Genomic DNA, 25593 nt, shown 5'->3' on the forward strand with positions numbered 1-25593 from the left:
AACTTGGCAAAATTAAAAGTTGGTATAAATTATACAGCATTAATTTTATTAAGCATAACGATGATCTTTCCATTCATCTGGATGTTCATGATTTCTATTAAACCAAAAAGTGAAATATACAGCGGAAAATTTTTTCCTACAACCTTTCACTTTGACAACTACATTAGATTATTTACCGATACCAATATACTGCTTTATCTGTGGAACAGTATTTACGTGAGTCTAATTATTATCGTGATTCAAATCGTATCAGCAATACTTGCAGCGTATGTATTCGAGACGTTTCAGAAAAGATGGGTGAAATTTTGCTTTGCACTAATATTGGCGACGTATATGTTGCCATCAGCTATCACTTACATCCCCTCCTTTATTTTGCTGTCTGAAGTGAATTTACTGGATACGCATATGGGTTACATCTTCAGTGAAAGTATCAGTATCTTTGCCATATTTTTCTTGAGGCAAGCTTTTATTCAGGTGCCTAAGGATGTGGTACATGCAGCTAAATTGGATGGAGCAGGCATTTAAGGCTTATTTTCACCGTGTATATTCCTTATTGCAAAAATGCAATTGCTTCATTGGTATTAATCACATTTATTTATAGCTACAACAATTATATGTGGCCTTCACTGTTAATCAAGTCAGAAGAAAACATGTTTGTCACAATTGGTTTGAGAAGATTATTTATGAGTCAGGCAGGTTATGAAATGGATTTTCCTTTGGCAATGGCTGCCTGCGCAGTTTCACTAGTGCCAATGTTGCTGCTGTTGGCTATTTTTAGTAAAAGAATTATCCATTCAATGGCTAATCTCTATGTTAATAAATAAGATGAGGTGGTGATGCGAATCGACTATATTCCGATAATTATGAAAAGTTATGTTGGAAGCATGAGACTAAAACAATAATTAATTGGGAGGAAACAACAGTGGAAAAACGTAAAAGCAGGATTAAAAAGGTACTTCTGTCTCTCATGTGCTTTGCACTTATATTGACAGCATTAATGGGTTGCTCGAACAAGGCTTCCAAAGATACAAATGCAAGTGTAGCGTCCGATAAGGAAAAAATTAAACTTGAATTCTATTATGGTCTTGGCGGTAAACTCGGAGAAACGATGGAAAAAATCATCGAAGATTTTAACAAAAGTAATGACAAATATGAAGTCGTACCGATTGTCCAAGGGGACTACACTGAGACGTTACAAGCACTGCAAGCTTCACTTGCAGCTAGTAAACCTCCTGCTTTAGCAATTAACCGCTATCCGGAATTTATGAAGTTGGCAAAAAGTGATGTTTTACTTTCCTTAGAAGATCAAATTAATCAACCAGAATATAAAAAAGACGACGTTCTTCTTTTGGAGCAAGGATTGTACAATAATGTAACCTTGGGTGTGCCGGCATTTGTTTCTTCACAAATGATGTATTACAGAAAAGATATCTTTGATAAATACAATATTGATTATAATGCTTTGGAAAGCTTCGAGGAATTAGCGGAAGCAGCCAAGCTTATTAAAGAAAAAGAAGGAATTACTGGTTGGTCGATTATGTGGTATTCAGAACATATGATTGATTATGCCCGTTCAGCTGGTGGGGATATCGTCAGTGAAGACGGTAAAACCGTTACAATCGATTCCGATGAATGGATTTATGCTTGGGATAATATTAGAAAGTGGATTCATGAGGACAAAATAATGGACACTGTTTATGGCGGAAATGGCTGGGAATGGTGGTATAAAACGATTGACAATGTAATGAATGGGAAATCAGCGGGATATACGGGTTCTTCAGGTGATGGAGGAGACTTAGATTTCAATAAAATAGCAACAGGAATGCAAAAAGGATTTAACGGAAGCAAACCGAGACCAGTCGCTACTTCTGTCATGTTTAACTTGTTCAAAGATTCTCCTAAAGAACAACAGCAGGGTGCTTGGGAATTTGTAAAGTTCTTCTCGGAGGCAGATAAAACAGCTTACTGGGCAGTAGAAACGGGATATATTCCAATTCGAGAAAGCGCTGAAAACACGGAAATTTTCCAAAATAAATTAAAGGAAAACCCAAACTTATCAGTTCCTTTGAAACAGATAAAAACAAATGGCATTGCACCTTTTGTTGATCCGACCGGTGGTAAAATTTATGCTGAAATCGAATTAGCGAAAGACAAAGTACTAATTGAAAATATCCCTGCGGAAAAAGCATTAAAAGAGGCGAAAAACAAAGCGCAGAAAGAGCTAGACAAAATTCTGAAACAGTAAACGACATTAATAATGAACTGCTGTACAGAGCAGCAAGTAGTTTCACCCCACATATAACAGAAATGGAGAGTTTTATAATGAAATATAATATTGAATTAGCTGTATTCGATTTAGCTGGTACCCTTGTAGAGGATAATAACGGAGTTAGGGATTGTCTTTATAAAGCAGCTGTGGATTACGGATTAAACGTTACAAAAGATGAAATCAGCAACCATATGGGAACAAACAAGATTCATTTGTATCAATTTTTAATTGCGAGAACAAAAGGGAACTTTATCGATTTTAAAAATTTTGAAGTAGATATCGACAACTCAACTCAAGATGAGGCTGTCAAACTCTATGATCGATATACCGAATATATGATTGCTTATTATCAGGAGAATTGCCGAGAAATTGAGGGAGCAACGGAAACGCTTAAATGGTGCAAAGAAAATGGCATTAAAGTAGCGACAGGCACAGGGTTTCATAAAGAAATCAACAGCGTTATTATGGAGTCACTTGGCTGGGTGAAGGATGGTTTGATTGATTATGCGGTAGATCTTGATATGGTTCCGGAGGGAAAAGGACGCCCAGCGCCATTTATGATTTTCAAAGCCATGGAATATTTAAACGTTCAAAATGTGAGAAATGTGATTAAAATTGGCGATACGCCAGCAGACATGCTCGAAGGCTATAACGCAGGCTGTAAAGCGGTTATTGGTGTAACCCAAGGATCGACACCAATTGAAGTATGGGGCAAGTATTATCATACACATGTTCTTGATACTGTGAAAGAACTGCCAGCACTTATCGAGTCAGGTAAAATCGTATGATGGATCAACTGGAAAAAATGGCGAGCATCGGGATTGTCCTGCCGAAGCTGTTTCCCTTTCCACAAAGCAAGCCGGAACAGATGGTTTCAAGTCTGCTGACTATACTGGAAGACCCCTTTTTTACGGCAGTGGAAGTCTCGTATATCGCCGATAAAGAGACAAGGGATCTCGCTAAAAAGTATATTCAGTACAGTGGTGTGGAAACGATTTTTAATGGCGGAGATGCGTTTCGAGAATTACACATTGATCTAAGCTCCTTAGACCCGGCTATAAGAAACAACTCAATTAAAAAGTGTCAAATGCTGATTGACCATTGCTATGAAATGGATGCAAAAATCATGCACATCGTGACGGGGAAATTTGAAGGAGAAGAAAACAAACAACATAATATAAACGCTTTTATAGCTTCAACCATGGAACTATGCAAGTATGCGAAAGAGAAAGCGGGTACGTATGAGCTTTGTATCTCTTTAGAAATCGGGGATCGGCATGTTGACCGCAAATATTTGCTGGGCCCTACCCATGAGGCGGTACATGTAGCAAGAACAATCCAAAGTGAGTATAACAATTTTGGTCTGCTCCTAGATCAAAGTCACCTTCCGATTATGGGAGAAAATCCACATCAATCATTGTGGCTTGCCAAAGATTATCTCACGCATATTCATATCGGAAATTGTTATTTGAAAGACAGACAAGCCCATTATTTCGGCGATAAGCATATTCCTTTTGGAGTGAAGGATTCAGAAGTTGGCGTTGGCGAGTTAACAAAGTTCATCCAAACGCTAAATGACATTGACTTTTTTACACGTCCAAAACCAACAAGAAAGCCTGTGCTGACATTTGAAGTGGGTTCTCTTGAGAATGAATCACCTAAGCTAGTTATTGCCAATATAAAGCGTACTTTCTTTGAAGCTTGGGCTCAAGCATAAATTGATTATAGGAGTTGTAGCATAAATGAATGTGTTAATCACAGGTTACTTTAACGATTATTCTAAACAGAGAGTTACGCAATCGTTCCCTGAAAACTGGACTATTCAAATCGTTGAACCTCAGCGAATCGAAGAATTTATCAGTGAAGCGAATGTATTAATTCCAGAGCATATCGAAGTAGATGAAGCCTTATTAAATAAAGCACAACAGTTAAAATTTGTTCAGACGGGCGCTGGTTTTGACAATGTTGATATTGAAGCGTGTAGCAAAAGAAATATTTGGGTAAGTAATGCGGCTGGAGTCAATGCGAATGCAGTTGCCGAACATATTATGGCATTGATTCTTGGGTATTACAAAAATATCTCGTTCTTGGATCAGTTTATGAAAAATAAAGGAGATGAAACGAAGCTAGAGTATACTGGCAGCGAGTTGCTAGGAAAAACCATCGGTACTATAGGTTTTGGGGCGATTGGCTCCAGAGTAGCGGAACTGGCCAAAGCTTTTAAAATGAATGTTCTAGCATATGACACGAATAAAAATATTCAAAGTAATAATGATGTAGAATTGGTTGATTTGGATACATTAATTAGAAATTCTGACGTAATTACAATCAATATTTTTCTAAACGAGTCTACAAGAAATTTAGTCGATAAAACATTTTTAAAGCAAATGAAAAGTAATGCATTATTGGTAAATACAGCAAGAGGGCCGATTGTATGCGAAGATGATTTGATTGAAGCTTTAGAAAATAATGTAATCGGTGGAGCTTGTCTGGATGTATTTGCTGTGGAGCCATTAGATTTAGATAGTAAACTACGAACTTTGAAAAATGTTGTCTTAACCCCGCATTCTGCAGGTATGCCGGATGGCACAAAATTTCATGAAGCAAGGTATCGTTTCTTTGTCCAAAATATCGAAAGAGTCATGCGCAATGAATCACCGCAAAACAATTTGAATCAAATCAAATAAAGTATAGCTTCGTGATGTGGAATCTAGGATTACCTTCTAGCCCGTTTGCCCCACGCATAGACATACTAGCCTGAGCAATAGAGGTGCTCCGGGTTAGGACGATGTTGAAGAGATTACATATCCTTATCGGGCGTGACAGACTGGAAGGGAACAGAGCATGCATACTGATAGAACAGAAGGCGCGCGGCAAGACAGCCGGGTGCCTTTTTGTGATGCCTGAATCAAGTGAACCAGTTTATAAATGGATGTTTTGACCTTCTTTCGAAAAGGTGAAATGACGAAATCTGTATAGTATTTGAAACTATCTAGAGGATACATTATGCAAAAAAGTAAATATGAAAAAATAGGAGGAATTAATCTTGAATCTATATGTAATTTTGGCAATAGCCATCGTAAGCGAAGTAATTGGTAGTTCAATGCTAAAAGTATCAAATGGATTTAAAAAGTTATTCCCTTCCATCGGAGTTGTAATAGGTATGGGGATAGCTTTTTACTGCTTATCTTTATCTCTTAAAACAATTCCATTGGTTACGGCTTATGCGATATGGTCTGGGGTAGGAACAGCATTAACCTCTTTGGTAGGCGTTATTGTTTATAAAGAAGGTTTTAATTTTAAAAAATTTTTAGGTTTAGCCCTAATCATTGGTGGAGTTGTCGTATTAAGACTCTCAAGTGGTAGCACGCATTAACCTTTAGAATCGGAGGTAATATATGAAAGGTTATATGGCTTTAGGAATGTCCATTATTAGTGAAATAGTTGGCGTGACAATGCTTAAATTATCGGAAGGATTTACAAAATTATTCCCTTCCATTGGAATTATCGTTAGTTTTGGACTAGCGTTTTATTTCTTATCATTATGTCTTAAAACGGTTCCCTTAAGTTTAGCTTATGCGATATGGTCAGGAGTAGGCACAGCATTAACAGCGGTAATTGGAATACTTTTTTGGAGAGAACCATTCAGTATCATGACATTAGTTAGCATAGTATTAATAATTGGAGGGGTAGTTTTATTAGATGCTTCTAAAAGTCCAGAAAAATAAGCGATTTTTCTTAAACTTTAGTGAATCAGAAATATAGCAAGAGGCCTGTATCCTATGATTACAAAAAATCTTTCTGAAAGAGGCTGGGACATAACTAGCTTCGATTAGTGAGAAATCCGAATTTGAATTTATTTAAATTTGGATTTCTCTGTTTTTTATGTTGTCTCCATATAGCTTTTAGCTAATGGCTGTGAATTTAAGAAAATTCACAGCCATTAATGCGAGACCCATCTCGTTATCAACCTTCGATTTTCCTCGTACAGAAAATCGAGTGAAACGCAAATCAGCCTTCAAGAATCCAAAAACGGGTTCCACGTCAATTTTGCGTTGACGATAAATGGTACTCGTTTTTTCTTCTGAAAGCTTTGTTCTCACATGTTCTTTTTGTTGTTCCCACTTCTCATTCACTGTTAACTTTCGATTCGTTCCTTCTTTTGCTTTTGTACAGAATGAACGGAGGGGGCAGCCGGAACAGTCTTCACATTCGTATACCTTAAACTCACGCGTGTACTCATACTTATCCGTTTTCGTGGTACGATATTTAAATTCAAGCTGTTGTTGGTTTGGGCAAGTATATCGATCATTTTCTTCATCATAAGCCCAGTTCCCTGTATTGAATTCGTTTTGCTTATACGGTTTCCTCTGTTCTTTTACATACATGTTGTATGTGATTAAGGCTTCTCGCTTACGGTTCACAAGGATATCATCATAATTTTGTTCGCTTCCATATCCAGCATCTGCTACGATATGTTTTGGTAACTTCAAATAATGTTGTTCGATTTCATCCAAAAATGGGATTAATGTACGTGTATCCGTTGGATTCGAAAAAATGCTGTAGGCAAGCGCATACTGACCCTCTGTTGCTACTTGTATGTTATAACCTGCCTTCAATTGACCATTTTTCATATAGTCATCTTTCATACGCATAAATGTCGCATCCGGGTCTGTTTTCGAGTAACTATTTCGTCCGTCAAAGATTTCGAAGTCTCTTTGATATTTTAGTTTGCGTTCCATATAGTCGATTAATTGTTTGCGCGTTTGCTTTGGGAATTTTCGTTCCTTTCTTAAAGCCTTTCGCTCTGCCACATCCGATGAGTCCCCAATTTTTCGATCGTATTCAGAAATCACTTCATCTACTTTTTTGACCATTTGGTCAAGGTCTTCCAATGCTAATTCCTGTTCATTTTCCCGTTCCATTTCGGGTATGATTTCTTTTTCAAGTAGCTCATTGTATAGCTGGTTGGACTTTTCAATGAGTCCGTTATGATATTTCTCAATCGACTTTTTCCAAACGAATGTAAATTTATTTGCATTCGCTTCAATTTTTGTTCCATCAATAAAATTGCTTTATATGGCATGGTTACGTATAGCTCTACTTGCAATTATTACTTTAATGGTGGAATAAATGAATACACAGACTATAAGGAACAATTCGTAAAAGAGATCTATGAGAAAAGAAAATAATTTCTTATTGAGCTTACGGGATGCTTTTACATTAACAAGTAAAAGGTCACTTACTTAATATACTACAATCGGGCGCTTTTTTTGAAGATTATTGAGTTGCATAGGCAGCTCTTTTTTCTTATTAAACTAACGAAGTCGGTTAGTTTAACAATAAAGTGTTAATATTTATTTTGAAACAACTAATTTTTGAAGCAGATTAAGGTATTGGATTCTTATAAATCAAAAATAGATATGGTATAATATGTATTAAATGTAAAGCGGAATTGTATTAAAATCTAAAATTGCAAGGAGGAATGAGTGTATGAGAAGGAATACTATTTTTGCATAGCAAAGGCTATTGCATAATAAAATAATTGAAAATAGCCTTTGCTCTTCCTAAAAGAAATACTAAAATTAGGAGTGCAAAAATGAGCTATAAAAAAGCAAAGCATATACTTCCAACTGAGTTGGTGGAGTTAATACAGAAATATGTTGATGGTGAATATATTTATATTCCACGAAGAAAAGATAGTAAAAAGAGTTGGGGGTCCAGTACTGCAACCAGAGGAGAATTGGATCTAAGAAATTCTAATATATATAATGATTATCTATCGGGGTTGAATATAGCTTCTTTGTGTGAAAAATATTATTTGTCATCAAAAAGTATTCAAAGAATTGTATTAAAAGAAAAAAGAAAAAGAACAAATTTTTAAAATAAGCCAATGTAGTTTTATGCCGCATTGGCTTATTTTCTTTTATGAAATAAGTTTGAGGTTTTTTCAAGTGATGTAAGTCAGATATAATCTAAACAACTCTTATAAAAGGTAAGGGAGCCAGCTAATTGATTTTTGATACCCAGACGTAGTTTATCTAGTTTAATGAACTGAAGTGGAAGTATGGGCGGACATTGTTACTTAAGGAATTGTTTTTTTGCAAAATGAATATTAGCAAAGGAAGAGGGGGGATAGATATGAACAATTTATTTACAATAGATTGTGGTGACATATTGCTTAGAGAATTTAGAATTGAAGATGCTGATGCTATTTATGAGCTTACTTCACAACCTGAAGTTTGTAATTTTCTGCCAGATTGGCGTTCAACAAAAGAACAACGATTAAACTGGGTCACGAATTATGAAATTCCAGACAATAAAAAGTTTTTGTTAGCTGTACCTAATATTAGTGGTGCTAATTATTTGAAGTTGGGAATTATATTGAAGGAAACTGGAGAATTTATTGGTTTCTGCAATACAGGTATTAAAGAAGAGCTAAGTGAACCAAACCGAGAAGTTGTTTATGCAATTTCAAAGCAATACAGTTGTCGTGGATACACAACAACAGCAGTAAAAGGATTGATAAAATATTTGTTTGAGAATACAGATGTAGAGCTACTTAATACATTTGTTCTACCTCACAATTTAGGCTCAAATAAAGTTATTCAAAAATGTGGATTTCGTTTTAATGGAGAAATTGAAATTGAAGACCAAATTCACTATCATTACACTCTTAACAAAGAGGATTGGAAAGGAAAAAAAATCACTAAGGCTATTGAAATATTCAACTAGTGGGAGTGTTTCAACAATAATGTAGACGTTTACTTACTAACCAAGCGCTCCATTAGTTGTTTAAATTTTGGTAAATCTGAAAGACTGTTGATTTCAAAATCCATTTCAACATTTAGCGCTATGTACATACTAATCACCTCTAGATTAGTATGAAAAAGAAAATCAATTCTGTACATAGTTATTCAAGCAAAAGTGTGCATATTTACATTATCATTTGTAAGCATATCATTTGTGATAGTGAGGTGCTATCAAAGTAGCCCTCCTCACTTCTTAATAGACCAAATTTTAATTGACGAAAATAAGTTGATTTTAAATGGTAAGAGAGCTCAAGAACAACGAATCGGACAATTTTGGCAAGAACTTCTCACATACGATGAAGAAGGCACATTATGAGAACACACGTATAAAGGGATCGTAACAGGACAAAACCCTACAAATCGAGCGGTATTTGTTAATATAGAGGGTCAAGTCGTAAGGATGGCGCTTATTCTTTATGGGATCATCAAAATTTCATCACTGAGTTAAGGCTTCCCGAAAACTACACTCCTTTGGTGAATCTGAACGCTGTATTAGGAGAAATGTATAGTTGGACTGAAGAATTACGGCAAGAACGTTTGACAGTGCTTAAAATTATTGGCGACGCAGTATGTGCCAATGATGAACAGCTGCGTCGATTTTTAAGTACTGTTATGAGTTATTCAGCTACTAGCGCTCATATAAATTTTCTAAGAAAAAAAGGTTTCGTTCAACGTTATAAGTGTTATTTAGATTCTGTGTTAGATGAAAATGGTGAACGGTTAAACCTACGTAACCCAGCACCGATTAACTTAGGTCCTGCAGGTTACTTACTTATGTCCTACCTATATAATGGCGTCTTTTTCATGGATGCAGGTGCTTGGCTTGATAGCAATGCCGATGCAACCATTCAACGTTTTGTGACGATGAATGAAATTCGTTGTTGCTTTGCAGAGAAAAGTATTGCTCGCAAATGGAAATGGTATCCAACAATAGGTGAACAACGTGGGTATAAGAAGCCGTTAGCTGTTATGGAAGTCGGAGAAGACACAGAGGAGTATGATAGTCGGGCATGGATGATTTTTGAAAGAGCTCAATTAAAGCAGAATTTCCTAGGCTTTTTAAAGGATTGATTAAATTTATATCGAAATCTATACGAAAAACATGGTTATGTTCCAGTATCTGAATCAAGAGCCGATGGAGAAAAAATTGTAGTTATATCGTGCTCTAGCGTTACGGTTGCTAATGTAATTCAAGAAGAAATCGGATTACACAAGTTCCCTTTTACTATATGGGTACTAATAGATGAATGGTTTGACACAGGAGAACCTGTCACGCATGCATTTGCAGCACCACAAAAGGTTGGTGCCAATTACGAACTAAAACGCTTAAAGTTGAACATGTAATACAATTGTAGATATATAAAAATATTGATTATTTATAACAAGGTTGGATTACCTAAAATATAGATTGATTAAAGATCCTGTGCGAGTTGCAGGATCTTTTCTTATTCCATAATCGGGCCAGATTATGGAGTGACTTTATTAATTGTTTCATTAAGATTGTGAAGAAGTGTACTTATGCCAACGTGGCAGTTTAGTTGAATTAAAAATGTTATAATATTATTAAAATTCAAGAAATGGAGTTTGGAAAATGAAGAGTATTAAAAGATTGATTCAAGTCATCTTAGCAAGTACATCAATCCTAATTCTTAGTGGATGTTTCTCTAAAGATGATCTGAATCAACCAATACAAGAATATTTAGAAACAAACTATGGAATACAAGGTGAGTTTTCTGTTATTCAGACAAGTAATAATTGGTTTGAAGGGATTGACCATCAAACTTATATAGAAATGAAACAGCCATATCGTGCTTATCCGTTCCTAATGATTGATAGAGATACTTTGAAGATTTTAGAAAAAGAAAGTGGTGACGATATTTACCTTTCACAATTCAAGGGTGCATATATTGAGCAACATCCAAAGGTAGTTCAAGTAGTTGAACAGATAATAACAAAATATGGTTTAGTGAAATACCCTAATGAATATGCACCAGTAAGAAATGCCCCAGTTTCAATATTTCCCTACGACAATATTGAGATAGGTGTAGCTAATTATCAAGAGCTACTTGACGAGTTTAAAACGACACAAAAGATAGATACTGCTAAACTTTTACCTACACTGATACCAAGTGACCCAAGAAATAATATTCCTGATGGTGAGCATGGCAGGTTTGCAACGCAACTAGGAGTGGTAAATTTTTATTTTGAATTTGACATTAACGAAAATAAACACCCTATTCCAAACGCCAAAGAATTAATTGAGGACTTCCAGAAAAGTGAAGTATTAGCAAAGGGTATATACAGTATCTATATGCTCGTAGATGACTCAAAACATTTTGGGGGATGGGAACATAATAGTGTAGTTTTGTTTGAAGTTGACGAAAATGGGAAATATACAATAATTGCCACTCCTGAATATGGTGATTTTTGGGACACTTACTTTTATGGTGATTACGCAACTAAAAAAAATATGGAATAGAATTTTAGGTTGAATTACTTAATTGGAATTGACTAAAAATACACATGGTGCTACCCCTATTAGTAATATTTTGTAATTAGGATTAGCGCTTGTTTTCATTAAAGGGGAAGATTGTGGAATAACAAAAGGTACTGATTAATTCGATAAGAGACTTGCTATACAAGTTTTTATACAAATAAAGAATTAAAGGGACAGTTTTGTTGAAGAAGGTTCTCGATTAACTTTATAGAATTAAATATAAGAAGTATTATTTTATAGGTGGGGACAAAATGAGAAAACCAATAGTTAACCTCGTTTGTTCGTTTGCCAGGTTTAAGTATAAAAGAGTATTCATAAAGGTTTGAAATTTTAAAGCTTAAAATCAAAATTGTATAAGAAGAGTTTGAGAAATCGTTGAACTAGAAAACATGAAAAGTTGAGAGTGAAAAATGACTAAATTATTTATAATCGGTAATGGCTTTGATGTTAGCCATAGTTTAAAAACCAAATATGAACATTTCAAAGAATATCTACTAGAAAAACACCCCGAGATAACCATGGATAAATTTGTCACTCCTACGGCTATACATGATAAAGATGGGGGACCAACTTATAATGAGGTAGAGGTGCTATCTATGTTGTTTTCTCTTATTACCTCTGCAGAATATTCAGCGCATATAGCTAGTAAAAATAAATGCATTGAATACAATGGAGAGTGGAATGAAATTGAAAAATCATTAGGGGAGCTTGATTTTAGTGAAGCTTTTGATTATATAGATGATATTTTAGATAAAGATGGGGATGTAGATCTATTTAAAACGTCCTATGTGAATGAGGATATTGCTGCAGGTCTAGTTATTCCAACGATAACTATTCAAAGATATTTTTCAGAATGGGTAAACTCAATCAGTTTAGATTCGGTTGAACCTAAACTAGACTTTGAGAAGCTAATTATTAAAGATGACCTCTTTTTAACTTTTAATTATACTGAAACTTTACAAGAGGTTTATGATATTAGCGAAGATAATATTTGTCATATTCATGGACGACAAGGAGAAGAAATTTTCTTCGGACATGGAAATACTCAGTACTATTATGAAGCTTATATGCAAAGTCATATTGGTTCAGAAAGTTCTCTAACTGAAATCGACAACCAACTTAGAAAACAAACTCAAGTGGCTTTAGAAAATAACTTGGTTTTTTTCGAGCAAATTGAGTCAGAAAATATAAATGAAATATACTCTTATGGGTTTTCTTTTAGTGATGTTGATGCTATTTATATGGAAGAAATTTTCAGGAGGATTAACACTGAAAACGTTATTTGGTATTTGAATGATTATGATAAAGAGATTATCGGTAGTCAAATTACTAGTCTGAAAGATCTTGGGTTTAAAGGACATTTCAATACCTTCAGTATTAAGATATAAACTGGTAAATCATTTAGAAAAATGTATCAAGTTATTTATGGGTCCAACCACGTTACTGTATTTAGGAGTATTATTAATTATAGTTGGATTTATTATCTGAGAATAATCCTCCTTTAATTTAATAAATACAAAGCGAAAATTAATCATTAAAATAAGTGATTTTAGGACATCATAGCAGAAAAATGATCAAACTTTTTTATTAAGATCTCATACTTATCTAAAAAGAGTAAATCCATTTTGAAATTCTTTTTCAAAATGGGGTTTTTGAAGTGCTATTAGATATGGATAGGAATGTTTTATAATCAATCTTATTTCCAAAGCTACAACAATTGTTTGGGAATTTACAAAGGGCAACGATGAGCCTATATTTAAGTCTCCGTTGCTCTTTGTCTTGTAAACGATTAAGTTGATATTGGTAATATTTTCAAAAATAATGAAAAGATTACCAAAAATGGTTTGACTAAAATGGTTAGCTATGCTAAATTTGTTGTAGATAAAAATAAGTTTCATATTGAAATTTACTTTCTATTCTTCTTGTAAAGATTATTATCTTTTCTAAAATTATTGCTCTTAAGTAGTGTGGTTGCTACATTGAGCGAATATAACTTAAGTAATATAGAGAAGGCAAGGACTTTCCTACCTTCTCTTTACTACTTAAAACAACTTTATAATTAAAGAATGGGAATACCCCAGTCTTATCAAAACGCGGCGCTAAATGCGCTAATGTGATTCATGCGTTTATTTGATAAGACTGGGGTTTTTGTGTTTTTTACACACTCATGCCCACGGAAGGAGAATGCAAGTGTCAATTTTACTTGCGATAACCGAGCCTACATTTTCTCAAGGTATACGAAGTTTACTTACAAAAGGTGGCCTTGAAATAATAGAAAATGAGGTATATCACAGAAAATATTTAAACGACACTATTGAATTAAATTCGCCTTCTATGGTGATTATTCATGACCTATATTTACCCTCTGACCTTACTGAAGCGGCAGAGCGTGATTTAGAAATGCTTCAATTAATAGAATATTGGCGCTCTGTTTATGATAGCAATTTACGTGTAGTTTATTTATGTATGCGAGATAAACAAGATTCTTTCCTAAGTCAACTAGTTGCTCGTAATGTACTAGATATTTTTAATGAACGAACAATGAGTCAGCAAAGAATGCTTGAACAATTAGCTGCTCCTGCAAGATTCGTGAATGTTCAAAGATTTGGTACAGGGAATATCGATTTTGAAATCATCGATGATGAACCACCAGGTGAGGTTAATTCTACTGATACTGTATCAATTAATGAAGATTTACTTATGCAGACACCAAGTTCATCGACAAAAGAAAAGACTGATTTAACTAGAAATTTACAGGTACTGCAACTAAACTTGGCACTCAATTAACTGAAGGCGCTAAAAAGGGTGCCAGCGCAGCATTAGCGGGCTCTATGGGGATGCTCATTTTATGTTCAGCGGGTGGTTTTGTTTTATATCAAAAAGCTGAAGAGCGGGAAATCGCTTTAAAAAAAGAATATCAGGCACAAGTAAATGAGTTGCAAGCGGTAGCTAACCAAAACGAAGTTGGTTATGCACTTAAACACAAAGTAAAAGAGCCTGTGTTGATATGCAAGATCTTTTCTTATTTCACAATCGGGCCAGATTGTTGAATAAAAACTTAAATAGATATTACCAAATGACGCCTTGGGAAAATTTAGACTAACAAATATAAAATTAGAATTTAAGTTTTTTCATATTTTACTTTTATTAACTTATTTCGCGATATAATAAAAGTCTAGTTACACTAAAAATCCATAAGGAGTTTAACAATGGAAAAGTGGGATTTATATGATAAACATCGCAATAAAATAGCGAAACAAATAACTCGCAGAGATGAAATGGTTTCAGACGAGTTTCATTTAGTAGTACACGTTTGTATATTTAATTCAAAAGGAGAAATGCTTATTCAACAGCGTCAGCCTTTTAAGAAAGGTTGGTCGAATCTTTTGGGATATTACTTGTGGTGGTAGTGCTATTGCAGGCGACACAAATCAGCAAGCTGCTTCAAGAGAGTTATTCGAGGAGTTAGGGATTCATTATAATTTTGAAAAAATGCGTCCACAATTTTATACTATTATAGGGGTTTTAGTTGAAAAACAATCTTCTACAATCGAGCGCAATTCTGGATATGAACGAGTTTAATACAGATAGATTAAAGGAATATATAATACGATCAGGAGACCACTTAAAGCCTTCCAGTTTAGGACATAGGATTCGTTGTGTTAAATCATTATTTAGATGGTCACATGAAGAAGGTTATACTCTAAAAAATCCTGCAACTAAATTAAAAGAGCTGAAATTAGGTAAAAGGATTCCTAAATTTCTCTCAGAATTAGAGATAGAACATCTAAGGGAAGCTTGTCAAACAACGATGGAGAAAGCACTATTTGAGTTTATGTATACAACTGGCTGCCGTATTGGTGAAATTGTAAAATTAAATCGAGAAGATATCGATTTTCAATCGAATTCAGTAATTGTACAAGGGAAAGGTGATAAAGAAAGGGAGGTGTACTTTAATACCCGCTGTTCTACTTGGTTAAAAAGGTATTTAGATAAACGAGAGGATAAAGAACCTTGTTTGTTTATTACGGACAGACGGCCGAAAAGGCGAATGAGCAGTGATAATTTAAGATATATTACGAAGCGCATATCAAATCGTGCTAGTATAAAAAAGAGTATACATCCGCATCAATTACGACACAGCTATGCAACGCATATGATTAATAACGGTGCACCAATTGATGTCATTCAAAGTTTACTGGGTCATGAAAAGAGTGAGACTACAAAGATATACGCTCAACTAAGCGGAAAGCTAAAACAAGATTTATACAGTAAATACTTTTAAAAAACTTTTATTCAATCAAGACACTCATGTAGAATTACAATACTTTCTAAAAGGAGGATATATAATGAAAGCAACGAAACTCGTATCATTAGCAATACCTATTCTATTATTAGTAGGTTGTGCGGTAGAAAATAAAGAGTCTACTCCTAAGACTGAGCAGTTAAGCAAATCAACAATGAAAACAGTAATATCAGAGAAACAGTATCCCTATTATATTTGTGAACAATTAGTAGAGTTTCAATACATGAAGGATTTATTAATAGTAAACTCGATGCAAGCTATGGAAGACAAAGAAAAAGATATTTTAAAAACAGCAAACAAGATGGATAAGATTTTAGACAATATGGAATATGTAAAAGTTCCTGATAAATACAAAGACATTCACAAAGAAATACAAGTAGGGGTAACAGATGCAAGAAAAGCAATAAAGCTTATTAAAGACGCTAGTAAAGAGGATAAGCCGAATATGCAAGAAGCTGTACTAAAAAGTACTCCACATTTATCAGGTGTAGATGGAGATAATTGGAAAAACGCACTTTATGAGTTAAGTAAGGAAAACAAAGATGCTTATGGTAAAGCACTTGATAAATTAATGAAAGAACATGCGGAATAATATAGTACCATACAACAATTATAAGGGAGTTATGCGTAAAATTAGTTCTTCAACTAACGGGCTGCTTTAGTTTAACAAGAATTATGGTTATAATCTTCCACAATCGGGCGCGATTCGGTACTGCACCCCAAAAGTTAGAGTGAAAAACTAACTTTTGAGGTGATTTTTTATGACTAAATATAATGAAGAATTCAAATTGATGGTGGTTCAAGAATATTTAAGTGGCTCTCTAGGATATAGAGCGATAGCGAAGAAGTATGGTATAGGTGATTCTCCATTAAGGAGATGGGTCCGTGCTTTTAAAGAGTTTGGGCAAAGTGGCTTATCCGTTAAGAAAACGAAGCAGTTTTATTCTGTTCAATTTAAATTAGATGTATTAAACTTTATGAAACGAACAGGTGCTTCCTATCAAGATACTGCGATTCACTTTAACTTGAATGATCCAACTTTAGTTGCTAGTTGGTATCATCGTTTTTTAAAAGGAGGGATAGAGGGCCTGCAAAAAAAATTAAAGGGGCGCCCGTCTATGTCTAAGAAACAAAAATCAACAGCGAATAACCAAGAAAAAACAATGTCACGTGAGGAGCAGCTAGAACGCGAAAATGAACTGCTTCGTTTAGAGGTGGCGTATTTAAAAAAGTTGAAGGCTTTTCGAGAGAATCCAGATGCCTTCCTCGAAAAGCACAAGCTGCCATCGCCTTCGAACTTAAACAAGAAGGATTTCGATTAAAAGATATTTTAAAACAAGTGGATATTCCAGAAGCGACGTATCATTATCATATCAAACTGATGGGGCAAAAGGATCCAGACGTAGAGTGGAAAGTCTTGATTTTAGAGACTTTCGAAAAACATGAAGGTCGATATGGCTACCGGCGAATTCATGCGGAATTAAGAGTGCAAGGACATACAATAAATCATAAAAAGGTACAACGAATTATGAAAAACCTAGGGTTGAAATGTGTGAAATTCGTGCGTAAATCACGCTATAAATCATACAAAGGAACAGTTGGGAAAGTCGCTAAAAACCTTTTGAATCGTAGATTCAGAACGTCATATGCCCTTCAAAAATTGGTGACTGATGTAACTGAATTTAAATGTACAGATGATGAAAAATTATATTTAAGTCCGATCATGGATTTATATAATGGTGAGATTATTGGGTTAAGTATGTCAAAACGGCCGAGCCTAGATTTTGTGTTAGATTCACTTAAACAAGCGCTTCCAATTATTCAAAAGCGTGCTGAATATCGGACAACCATTCATTCCGATCAAGGATGGCACTATCAACACAATACATGGGTGAAAACATTGAGGCAGAACAGGATTTTTCAAAGCATGTCTCGTAAAGCAACGTGCGCAGACAATGCGGCCATGGAGAACTTCTTTAGCTTACTAAAACAGGAAATGTATTATGGAGAACAATTAATCTCTTATGAAGCATTACAAAAGAAAATAAAAGAGTATATCAATTATTATAATAATGTTCGTATTAAACAAAAACTGGCCGGCATGAGTCCGGTAAATTACCGAAAACATGCCAGCCAATTAGCTGCATAATAAAAACTCTAACTTTAAGGGGTCACTACCTTCGGTAACAAGGATCAGCGCTCGTTTTCATTAAAGGGCCATATTATTAAATAACATTCTTTTACGATATGTTTCCTAAATATGGTTACGAAACCATATAACTACAATTTACGTCTGTATTGAAAAGGGAGGAGCCATAATTATGTGGTTAATATTAGGTCTTATTGCGATAGTAGCAACTTTTATAAATCTTTTTATGTATACAACAGGTAAAGATTATAAACTTGCGAAACGGGGGCTTTAGTAGAAGATCTATGAGCTGTTCAGACAGCTCTTTTTCCTTATTGAACAAACGGGGCAGGTTTTTTTTATTAAGAAACGCGAAATAACATTTAAAGTTTTGCTAAAGAGGGGGAGAGAGTATCAAATTAGATGGTTCTATAGCAATAGTCACTGGTGCAAGTCACATCAGAGGAATTGGAACGGCTTTGTTTACAGATTTCCCTAAAAGTCAGTTACATATGAAGCTCTTTTATTTATATGATGAATTGTAATATTAAGCGCAACACCTTTAAGACAAAATAAAAGAAACCCATAACGACCTCGTATAAAATGTAGTTACCACACCAACATTTTGAGGAGGAATCGTTATGAGCTATACTCATCTTACCATATTTGAACGCGCTAAAATAGAGGCCTATCTTGAATTAGGTTATTCCAAACGAGAAATTGCAAGGCAGCTAAAACGTAGTCCCTCCACCATTTCTAGAGAGCTGAAACGCCATACAAATTGGTCAGCTGAAGTTGCACACAATCACTATCAAGCAAATAAATCGAACTGTGGTGCGAAGTTAAAACTAACACCCGCTTTAAAAGAAGCTGTTTAAGAGAAGTTGGGGGAAACATGGTCACCTGAATAGATTGTCGGCCGCTTGTATCCGGGAAAGCTGAGCTTTAAAAGTATCTACCGTTGGACGTATAACGGCTTATTAGATTTACCTTTAACGGTACTTCGTCAAAAAGGAAAACGCCAGAAACCTCGTGAAACAAGAGGACGATTCAATATCGGCACGCCCATTTCAAAACGGCCAAAAGAAGTCCGTAAACGGGACACCTTTGGACATTGGGAGTTAGATACAGTAGTTTCTGGACGTGGGCAAGCAAAGGGCTGTGTCGCTACATTTATTGAGCGCAAAACCCGTTGGTATACAGGCATTTTGATGCCAGACCGTTCTGCAAAATCAATGGAAGCAGCCATCAAAAAGTTACACCAACAATTGCCCAAAGGAGCAATCCAAACGGCAACAACCGATCGAGGAAAAGAATTTAGCTGTTACAATGTGCTGGAAAAAGAACTAAACATCCAAGTCTATTTTGCGGATGCTTATTCTGCTTGGCAGCGTGGCAGTAATGAAAACGGCAACGGCTTACTGCGCGAGTTCTTCCCTAAGAAAACGAATTTCAATCACGTGACACTAGATGACATGAATCAAGCACTCCATTTCATCAACAATCGACCAAGTAAATGCCTTGGTTGGAAAACACCATACGAGGCGTTTTGTGAAGAATTGTTGCACTTAATTTGACAAACGATCATATAATTAATTACTATGGAATATTTATTCATATTTGGAATCTGCATTTATTCCGTACTTTTTATAGTAAAGTAGCAAGGGGAGGGAAGTCGTGAGAGTTTATCATCCGATGTTAATTTTAATTGCAAAGTAAGAAATGACCGACAACTAGAATGGAAGATTAGGCTCCAAAAATTCAATGGACAAAGTAGAGCTGAATTACTACGAGTTCATCCTATGGGAGGGCAATAACATCTAATAAGATGTATGACATTTATGAAAAAATTGAAAGAAACTTTAGCAAAGGTTAATAGGATTGATATGTTCTCACCATACTTCTTTTTACCTTTTATATTAATACTTTATTTTTTTACAAGTTTATTTGATTTTCACCGGTATGAACAATTTAAAATAAGTGAGTCGATTTGGCCTGCTGTTTTTTTAGCTCTTTTATGTTATTACATAGGTGTGTACCTCATTGATAAAATGCAATGGACAATCCCATCATTTGGGCTATCGTTTTTAGGGAAATATTGATTCATTTTGTTGTACTCTTAACATTACTTGGATTAGCTTGCTTTTTAATGATTCTATTTAGCGAAGGATTAGGTATTGCGGATGAATCGAATCGACGAAATATTAGTCCAAAGTTATACTTCTTTAGCCAATTATTATGGTTCGGGGTGTTATTATTACTTTCTTATAAAATGATTTTGGAAGAGAAAATGACTTGGAAAAAAGCATTCGTCTATGGTTCGATTTTTGCTGCTGTGATGTTTTTATTTTTATTGATGGCTTATCGTACGCCACTAATCATTATGCTATTTACAGGCATTATCATTTTCCACTATGTTGTAAAACGTGTGAAACTGACTTGGTTCCTTTCGGCCTTATTCGTGATTGCTGTGGCATTCTCTATGTTTGGCTTTATACGTGTACTAACAGAAGATACAACGAAGGATTTTAATAAACGGAATCAGCCTGATGTAGAATTGACAGCTGAGGAAAGGAAAAAACTGGTGACTGCAGAATATAAAGTAAACCAAACACCACTGTGGATGCGTAGATAAAATGATGAAAGTGTAACTGGTCATATAGTATTAAGTACAATAATAGAGTACACCCAGGAAGAAGGTTATCTGAATGGGGAAATTCACCGTGGTATCTTCAATACGGTTTTACCAGGTGAACAAATTTCACCTCGTATGAAAGTTACAAAGGTTGTCAACTCGATAGGTGTGGAGAAAGGGAAGTTTATTACACGTGAATCAAGAAACACAACGCTTACATTTATTGGTAAGATATTCCTTGATGGAGGCTATTTATTAGTAGCGATTGGCTTCCTATTATACGGTGCTTTAATTTCCCTCATCTATAATAAGGTAAAACGATCTGGTATTCGAAGCTTTCACACCGTTGCATATGCATTTGTTATTACAGTGTTTAGTGTCACAATGCATACAGGTTTACTCGATTTAATCTTTATATTAATGTTAGGTTTTGTCATTATAGCGTCTTCGGTTAAAACCGATAAGAAAAGTCTTCAATACTAAATGCAATGGGGCTGTCCTAATAATAGGATGCTCCATTTTTGGATTTTCATTTACTAAAACTATTCTCTAATATCTACTAAACACCCTCATATTCCAATAACTAGTTCCGGTCAAAGAAGCAGAAACACGCTTATGGAAAGGAATAACTACTGTCATACTTACTTTGGAAATCAATCTTTATTATAAAAACAACACGAGATAAATAAAGAACTAACTGTTTGGATTAAACTTTGTTTTAAAACAGTTAGTTTCTTTCTGTATAAATCAGCGTTTGCAACTAATCGAACTTTATTTAAAAGCTACACCAGGATTTATCGAAAATCTTGGCAATTTTTATTAAGCGTGAAAGCACGTTGACTAACTTTATCAATGATATTACCAAGCAATTTGAAAGACTAGCTACTGGTGTCGAACGTTTAACATTAGATGTCGATGATATAAAAGATGAATTAAAACTAAAACAAGAAAGAACAATTAAGAAGTAGGATATAGCCTTTCCATTCGTGGAAGGCTTTTTTCTTTTTTAAATTATTTAATTTTTCGCAATCTATTAATAATTATCGCAACAAAATAGAAAGAAACCCAAATTTAGTAGTATTGATATAGAATGTATGTTCCTGTATGTAACAAACATATTTCACCCATGTCGTCACAAAATGCATAAATTACCACACATTTCATTGTAGTGAGCGGATCTTTCACTAAGGTGAGTTTAAAGCTCATTTTGGTGAGAAGGGAGAAATTACAAGTGAATTGCTCTCAAATCTGCTCATAAAAATGGAAAAGGAGAGATAACAATGGATGAAATGGTATTGAGAGTTCAAAGATGGGTTAATCAAGAGTATAGTCACTTACCAGGGTTTAACGAAAGGGTGCCGGAAAATGGAAAAGTGGGTTGGCCAACGGTGTACGGTTTAACCCGAGCGTTGCAACTTGAATTAGGAATTACTAATACTGCCAATAGCTTTGGTCCAACAACTGCTAGTGCGTATAATCGTTTTGGTATTCTTGAATTAGGAAAAGTTCCAGATACTGATCAAGCGAAAAATATTGTAATGATCCTTCAGGGGGCAATGTATTGCAAGGGATATAATCCAACTGGATTTACAGGAACGTTTGGTGAGGGGACAAAAGCAGGGGTTATTAATTTACAAACCGATGCTGGATTACCTGTGAGAGATGGGAAAGTTTATGACTATGTTTTTAAAGCTTTCTTAACAATGGATGCTTATAGCCTCACTCCAGGTGGAGATGCAAAAATAAGACAAATTCAACAAGATTTAAATAATAAGTATTACAAAACTGCTGGAGTTCAACCAACAGATGGTCATTATCAACGAGGTACAAATAAAGCTTTAGTGTATGGCTTGCAAACAGAAATGGGAATTCCTGCAGCTTCTCAAACTGGCTCAATTGGTCCTGCGACAAAGGATGGATTACCCATTCTAAAAGAAGGTAGTTCGGGTAGATTTGTTACATTATTCCAGTATGCGTTATACTTTAATGGATATGATTCTAGTCCATTTTCAACAACATATAATGCGCTTATAGTAAATAAAGTTAAGGAATTCCAAGGATTCACACTACTGCCTGTTGATGGTGTTGCTAATAAGTCAACTTGGTTATCAGCATTAGTTAGTACGGGGGATCCGAGTCGAAAAGGAACGGCTTGTGATTGTATAACGGAAGTCACTTTAGAGAGAGGCAAAGCTTTAAAGGCTGCTGGTTATGAAACTGTAGGACGTTATCTTACTAATGTTACAGGTGGTATAAATAAAAAACTACAACCAGGTGAATTGAAAAATATTTTTGCTGCCGGATTATCTGTATTTCCAATTTTTCAAACTTATGGTGCACAGGCTTCGAGTTTTAATGCGAAACAAGGTGGATTGGATGCAAAAGCAGCATTCGATGCAGCAAAAGATTATGGATTCCAAGATGGTACTACTATTTATTTTGCAGTTGATTTTGATGCATATGGGACAGATATTACGGATAATATTCTTCCTCATTTCAATGCCATAAATAAGAAAATGGTTCAACTTGGTGGATCTTATAAAGTAGGTGTTTATGGGCCTCGAAGCGTATGTATTCAAGTTTCAGAGAAAGGTTATGCAAAGACAAGTTTTGTTAGTGGGATGTCCACAGGATTTAGTGGGAATTTAGGATATCCGCTACCAAAAAACTGGGCTTTTGATCAAATTTCAACGATTAAAGTTGGATCAGGTAGTGGTGCTATCGAAATAGATAATAATATTAAATCAGGTCGAGATAATGGTGTTACTAAAACAGAAATTGATAAGTTACCCTTTACACTTCAGCTTGTTGAAATGGCGAGAAATGCGTATAAAAAGAAAGAAGATCTACCAGCGGATTTTGAGAGTCCAGGAGGCTGGACGTTAATCGACGTTGATACCAATTCAAATACTTCTTTTGATGTACATTTGTATAGAAAAGGAACTTCCGCAGGAAAATATGCTTATACAGTTGCCTTTAGAGGTTCACATGAGGCGTTGGACTTTGTAGTAGATGTCGCACAAGTAGTGTTAAACATGGGTGGTTTACAAATTAATGATGCTGTTAATTATGTTAGAAAAGTAATACAAACTCATTCTGAAATGATGAGTCATTTGTATATTACAGGTCATTCACTAGGTGGGTACTTAGCACAATATGTACAAAGCGAATTGATTGATGAAAATTTACCTTGGGTTGAATCAAACGCAGTGACATTTAATGCGCCAGGTTTTTCTACTTTTATGAGTTTTGATGATATTACACACAAAGTAATAATAGCCCAAAAAATTGCTAATGATAAACTTAAAAAATATGATGATCTTATAGTTAATCATCGTATTGGCAAAGATGCTATAAGTTTTTTTGGAGATGACTTAGGAACGGTGTATACTTATGTAGTTCCGTTTGATGATGCAAATCCTGTATATTATCATGGTCTAGATCGCTTCTATGAAGTAAATTTAATATAGAAGTGTTTCTAGTAAAGTCACTATATACTGATAGGAAACTAGCTGGTTTTTTATGAATATTTAACAGTTAATTTTATGGAAAATAGAGTCTTATCTCAATCGAGAAGAAGAGCAAAAAAATAAGGTGACTTCCTACTTAGTGGGATTCGGTATATTTATTAGACTATTAAAAGTCCTCCAGATTGTTTAACTGGAGGACTTTCGTTTTCACATAATTATCGTTATTGAGAGTTGATTAGTATTAGCTTATGAGTCTTAGAAGTAAAATTAGAACAATTAGATGTACAAAGATAATATATTATTTAAAAACACCGGTCATGTTGTTCACCAATTGGACCAGTACCCCAAAAGCGTTTCACGCTTAGAGCAATCCACCAGTTAGACTGGTGGTTCTGATACTATAGAGCTGCTAATACCCATCTAATGCATAGATAAGTAATGAAGTCTTAATAGTGAATTCATTATTAAATAATAAACCTTTAAAAAAATCCTTGTTTAAGGTTTTCATGCGTCCCTCTTTTATCAAAGAATGATGAAAAAGAGATAAAATTTTTCGATGTTTAACTTTACTAAATTTAGATAATAAAGGGGTACAGCCAACACTTCGGAAATTTTGAAGTTATACCTACCCAAGTCTAATAGCTATAAATATATCAAAGAAATAAGGAGAGAAAGATATATGTCATATACTATTATCAATAATTTCATCCCAGAGTCATTATATAAGCTTAAATCGCCATACAGGATGGTACCAGAATATATTACACTTCATAACACTTATAACGATGCGACCGCAATTAACGAAATAGCATTCATGCACCGGAATCCTGATCCGGTAAGCTACCACGTTGCAATTGATGATAAGCACGCTGTACAAGCCATCCCTTTTAACCGGAATGGTTATCATGCCGGAGACGGTCCAAATGGTACAGGAAACCGTAAATCTATTGGAATAGAGATCTGCTACAGCAAATCAGGTGGCCCTAGATACTTTAACGCTGAAAAAAATGCAATAGAATACGTTGCATATGTACTTAAACAATATGGTTGGGGCATAGATCGTTTGAAATGGCATTATGATTGGATTAACAGTAAAGGAAAAAGGAAGAATTGTCCTCATCGCATCCTTGATGAGGGGCGTGATAAATCAGTTAAAGACCAAATTGCATTAAAACTGAAGGAGTTGAATAAATGATTCGGTAACTAAGCAGAAGAATACCAAATGCTAATAAATCCATTTACTTCGATATAAAAAGACAGTAGACAAAATCGAAATCTCCGAGTTTGTCTACCGTCTGAGAGAATAATCAATTTTTTTCATATTTACCATTATATATAAAATTGGACTTCAAAACTTTTGAAACCTTATCGCCTTTCGGTTTTAAGGAATTCAACAAAAATGAGTAACTTTGTAATTACTAATTGTGTAGGGAGCGTGTGGATCGAATGGAATTTAATCAACAATTAATTACGTAG

General features: G+C 34.8%; 25 protein-coding genes and 3 pseudogenes. 27 read left to right on the forward strand and 1 reads right to left on the reverse strand.

Going from position 1 to position 25593, the window contains the following annotated elements; all coding sequences use genetic code 11:
- Nucleotides 1-3: 3 nt before the first annotated feature.
- The 8 genes from I5435_RS05575 (at nucleotide 4) to I5435_RS05610 (ending at nucleotide 5997) form a co-directional block, all read left to right on the forward strand.
- Entirely contained in the window at nucleotides 4-525 is a 522-nt protein-coding gene (locus tag I5435_RS05575; protein ID WP_337983363.1) for a carbohydrate ABC transporter permease, read from the forward strand.
- Between the two features lie 158 nt (nucleotides 526-683).
- Nucleotides 684-824, forward strand: a complete 141-nt coding sequence (locus tag I5435_RS05580) for a hypothetical protein (RefSeq protein ID WP_337983364.1) — start codon at nucleotides 684-686, stop codon at nucleotides 822-824.
- Nucleotides 825-922: 98 nt separating this feature from the next.
- Nucleotides 923-2245: an ABC transporter substrate-binding protein gene (locus I5435_RS05585; RefSeq protein ID WP_108029562.1), complete on the forward strand. Its 1323-nt coding sequence runs from the start codon at nucleotides 923-925 to the stop codon at nucleotides 2243-2245.
- Nucleotides 2246-2322: 77 nt separating this feature from the next.
- Nucleotides 2323-3057: an HAD hydrolase-like protein gene (locus I5435_RS05590; RefSeq protein WP_024361574.1), complete on the forward strand. Its 735-nt coding sequence runs from the start codon at nucleotides 2323-2325 to the stop codon at nucleotides 3055-3057.
- Complete coding sequence (locus I5435_RS05595; protein ID WP_108029563.1) at nucleotides 3054-3986, forward strand: sugar phosphate isomerase/epimerase family protein; 933 nt, start codon at nucleotides 3054-3056, stop codon at nucleotides 3984-3986. Before I5435_RS05590 ends, I5435_RS05595 begins: the two co-directional genes overlap by 4 nt.
- Nucleotides 3987-4011: 25 nt before the next feature.
- Nucleotides 4012-4956 carry an NAD(P)-dependent oxidoreductase gene (locus tag I5435_RS05600; protein ID WP_108029564.1) on the forward strand — a complete coding sequence of 315 codons (945 nt, stop codon included), beginning with the start codon at nucleotides 4012-4014 and terminating at the stop codon, nucleotides 4954-4956.
- A gap of 359 nt (nucleotides 4957-5315) precedes the next feature.
- Nucleotides 5316-5645: a DMT family transporter gene (locus I5435_RS05605; protein WP_337983365.1), complete on the forward strand. Its 330-nt coding sequence runs from the start codon at nucleotides 5316-5318 to the stop codon at nucleotides 5643-5645.
- Between the two features lie 22 nt (nucleotides 5646-5667).
- The gene (locus I5435_RS05610) at nucleotides 5668-5997 is read left to right on the forward strand and encodes a DMT family transporter (protein ID WP_024361570.1); all 330 of its coding nucleotides are present in this window, start codon (nucleotides 5668-5670) and stop codon (nucleotides 5995-5997) included.
- Nucleotides 5998-6174: 177 nt separating this feature from the next.
- Here I5435_RS05610 and I5435_RS05615 read toward each other — a convergent pair.
- A pseudogene (locus tag I5435_RS05615) lies at nucleotides 6175-7338 on the reverse strand (IS1182 family transposase); the annotation flags it as partial.
- 530 nt (nucleotides 7339-7868) lie between these two features.
- Here I5435_RS05615 and I5435_RS05620 point away from each other — a divergent pair.
- From I5435_RS05620 to I5435_RS05710, 19 genes and pseudogenes are all read left to right on the forward strand, one after another.
- Nucleotides 7869-8153: a CD3324 family protein gene (locus I5435_RS05620; RefSeq protein ID WP_107894599.1), complete on the forward strand. Its 285-nt coding sequence runs from the start codon at nucleotides 7869-7871 to the stop codon at nucleotides 8151-8153.
- 257 nt (nucleotides 8154-8410) lie between these two features.
- The gene (locus tag I5435_RS05625) at nucleotides 8411-9004 is read left to right on the forward strand and encodes a GNAT family N-acetyltransferase (RefSeq protein WP_337983366.1); all 594 of its coding nucleotides are present in this window, start codon (nucleotides 8411-8413) and stop codon (nucleotides 9002-9004) included.
- Nucleotides 9005-9582: 578 nt separating this feature from the next.
- Entirely contained in the window at nucleotides 9583-10152 is a 570-nt protein-coding gene (locus I5435_RS05630) for a hypothetical protein (protein WP_337983367.1), read from the forward strand.
- 520 nt (nucleotides 10153-10672) lie between these two features.
- The gene (locus tag I5435_RS05635) at nucleotides 10673-11560 is read left to right on the forward strand and encodes a hypothetical protein (protein ID WP_337983368.1); all 888 of its coding nucleotides are present in this window, start codon (nucleotides 10673-10675) and stop codon (nucleotides 11558-11560) included.
- Between the two features lie 428 nt (nucleotides 11561-11988).
- Nucleotides 11989-12966 carry a bacteriophage abortive infection AbiH family protein gene (locus tag I5435_RS05640; RefSeq protein ID WP_337983369.1) on the forward strand — a complete coding sequence of 326 codons (978 nt, stop codon included), beginning with the start codon at nucleotides 11989-11991 and terminating at the stop codon, nucleotides 12964-12966.
- 802 nt (nucleotides 12967-13768) lie between these two features.
- Nucleotides 13769-14365: a hypothetical protein gene (locus I5435_RS05645; protein ID WP_337983370.1), complete on the forward strand. Its 597-nt coding sequence runs from the start codon at nucleotides 13769-13771 to the stop codon at nucleotides 14363-14365.
- Between the two features lie 44 nt (nucleotides 14366-14409).
- On the forward strand, nucleotides 14410-14628 hold the full coding sequence (locus I5435_RS05650; RefSeq protein ID WP_337983371.1) for a hypothetical protein: 219 nt from the start codon (nucleotides 14410-14412) through the stop codon (nucleotides 14626-14628).
- A gap of 159 nt (nucleotides 14629-14787) precedes the next feature.
- Complete coding sequence (locus I5435_RS05655; protein ID WP_337983372.1) at nucleotides 14788-14988, forward strand: NUDIX hydrolase; 201 nt, start codon at nucleotides 14788-14790, stop codon at nucleotides 14986-14988.
- Nucleotides 14989-14992: 4 nt separating this feature from the next.
- Entirely contained in the window at nucleotides 14993-15160 is a 168-nt protein-coding gene (locus I5435_RS05660; protein WP_238600123.1) for a hypothetical protein, read from the forward strand.
- Entirely contained in the window at nucleotides 15147-15863 is a 717-nt protein-coding gene (locus I5435_RS05665) for a tyrosine-type recombinase/integrase (protein ID WP_337983847.1), read from the forward strand. The genes I5435_RS05660 and I5435_RS05665 overlap by 14 nt, the downstream gene beginning before the upstream one ends.
- Nucleotides 15864-15927: 64 nt before the next feature.
- Nucleotides 15928-16476, forward strand: coding sequence for a hypothetical protein (locus tag I5435_RS05670; RefSeq protein WP_337983373.1), 549 nt, complete (start codon nucleotides 15928-15930; stop codon nucleotides 16474-16476).
- A gap of 169 nt (nucleotides 16477-16645) precedes the next feature.
- A complete protein-coding gene (locus tag I5435_RS05675) occupies nucleotides 16646-17206 on the forward strand; it encodes a helix-turn-helix domain-containing protein (RefSeq protein WP_025220230.1) in 561 nt (186 codons plus the stop codon).
- Nucleotides 17167-18033 (forward strand): annotated as a pseudogene (locus I5435_RS05680) (IS3 family transposase); the annotation flags it as partial. The gene I5435_RS05675 and the pseudogene I5435_RS05680, both read left to right, overlap by 40 nt.
- Before the next feature lie 620 nt (nucleotides 18034-18653).
- Nucleotides 18654-19589: pseudogene (locus I5435_RS05685) on the forward strand (IS30 family transposase).
- Between the two features lie 479 nt (nucleotides 19590-20068).
- Nucleotides 20069-20647, forward strand: a complete 579-nt coding sequence (locus I5435_RS05690) for a hypothetical protein (protein ID WP_337983374.1) — start codon at nucleotides 20069-20071, stop codon at nucleotides 20645-20647.
- An 81-nt stretch (nucleotides 20648-20728) separates the two neighbouring features.
- Complete coding sequence (locus I5435_RS05695) at nucleotides 20729-21130, forward strand: hypothetical protein (RefSeq protein WP_337983848.1); 402 nt, start codon at nucleotides 20729-20731, stop codon at nucleotides 21128-21130.
- 323 nt (nucleotides 21131-21453) lie between these two features.
- Nucleotides 21454-21615, forward strand: a complete 162-nt coding sequence (locus I5435_RS05700) for a hypothetical protein (RefSeq protein ID WP_167492674.1) — start codon at nucleotides 21454-21456, stop codon at nucleotides 21613-21615.
- 312 nt (nucleotides 21616-21927) lie between these two features.
- Nucleotides 21928-24117, forward strand: coding sequence for a glycoside hydrolase domain-containing protein (locus I5435_RS05705; protein ID WP_337983375.1), 2190 nt, complete (start codon nucleotides 21928-21930; stop codon nucleotides 24115-24117).
- A 679-nt stretch (nucleotides 24118-24796) separates the two neighbouring features.
- Complete coding sequence (locus I5435_RS05710; RefSeq protein ID WP_337983376.1) at nucleotides 24797-25312, forward strand: peptidoglycan recognition protein family protein; 516 nt, start codon at nucleotides 24797-24799, stop codon at nucleotides 25310-25312.
- Nucleotides 25313-25593 lie beyond the last annotated feature (281 nt).

The organism is Lysinibacillus sp. C5.1 (genome assembly GCF_016350185.1).
Taxonomy (GTDB): domain Bacteria; phylum Bacillota; class Bacilli; order Bacillales_A; family Planococcaceae; genus Lysinibacillus; species Lysinibacillus sphaericus.

Coding starts and splice junctions, on each gene's coding strand:
- I5435_RS05620 (WP_107894599.1), top strand. CDS start 7,869: ATGAGCTATAAAAAAGCAAAGCATATACTTCCAACTGAGTTGGTGGAG.
- I5435_RS05625 (WP_337983366.1), top strand. CDS start 8,411: ATGAACAATTTATTTACAATAGATTGTGGTGACATATTGCTTAGAGAA.
- I5435_RS05675 (WP_025220230.1), top strand. CDS start 16,646: ATGACTAAATATAATGAAGAATTCAAATTGATGGTGGTTCAAGAATAT.
- I5435_RS05650 (WP_337983371.1), top strand. CDS start 14,410: ATGGGGATGCTCATTTTATGTTCAGCGGGTGGTTTTGTTTTATATCAA.
- I5435_RS05630 (WP_337983367.1), top strand. CDS start 9,583: ATGTATAGTTGGACTGAAGAATTACGGCAAGAACGTTTGACAGTGCTT.
- I5435_RS05590 (WP_024361574.1), top strand. CDS start 2,323: ATGAAATATAATATTGAATTAGCTGTATTCGATTTAGCTGGTACCCTT.
- I5435_RS05640 (WP_337983369.1), top strand. CDS start 11,989: ATGACTAAATTATTTATAATCGGTAATGGCTTTGATGTTAGCCATAGT.
- I5435_RS05580 (WP_337983364.1), top strand. CDS start 684: ATGAGTCAGGCAGGTTATGAAATGGATTTTCCTTTGGCAATGGCTGCC.
- I5435_RS05690 (WP_337983374.1), top strand. CDS start 20,069: ATGGACAATCCCATCATTTGGGCTATCGTTTTTAGGGAAATATTGATT.
- I5435_RS05635 (WP_337983368.1), top strand. CDS start 10,673: ATGAAGAGTATTAAAAGATTGATTCAAGTCATCTTAGCAAGTACATCA.
- I5435_RS05600 (WP_108029564.1), top strand. CDS start 4,012: ATGAATGTGTTAATCACAGGTTACTTTAACGATTATTCTAAACAGAGA.
- I5435_RS05610 (WP_024361570.1), top strand. CDS start 5,668: ATGAAAGGTTATATGGCTTTAGGAATGTCCATTATTAGTGAAATAGTT.
- I5435_RS05595 (WP_108029563.1), top strand. CDS start 3,054: ATGATGGATCAACTGGAAAAAATGGCGAGCATCGGGATTGTCCTGCCG.
- I5435_RS05705 (WP_337983375.1), top strand. CDS start 21,928: ATGGATGAAATGGTATTGAGAGTTCAAAGATGGGTTAATCAAGAGTAT.
- I5435_RS05665 (WP_337983847.1), top strand. CDS start 15,147: ATGAACGAGTTTAATACAGATAGATTAAAGGAATATATAATACGATCA.
- I5435_RS05655 (WP_337983372.1), top strand. CDS start 14,788: ATGGAAAAGTGGGATTTATATGATAAACATCGCAATAAAATAGCGAAA.
- I5435_RS05670 (WP_337983373.1), top strand. CDS start 15,928: ATGAAAGCAACGAAACTCGTATCATTAGCAATACCTATTCTATTATTA.
- I5435_RS05710 (WP_337983376.1), top strand. CDS start 24,797: ATGTCATATACTATTATCAATAATTTCATCCCAGAGTCATTATATAAG.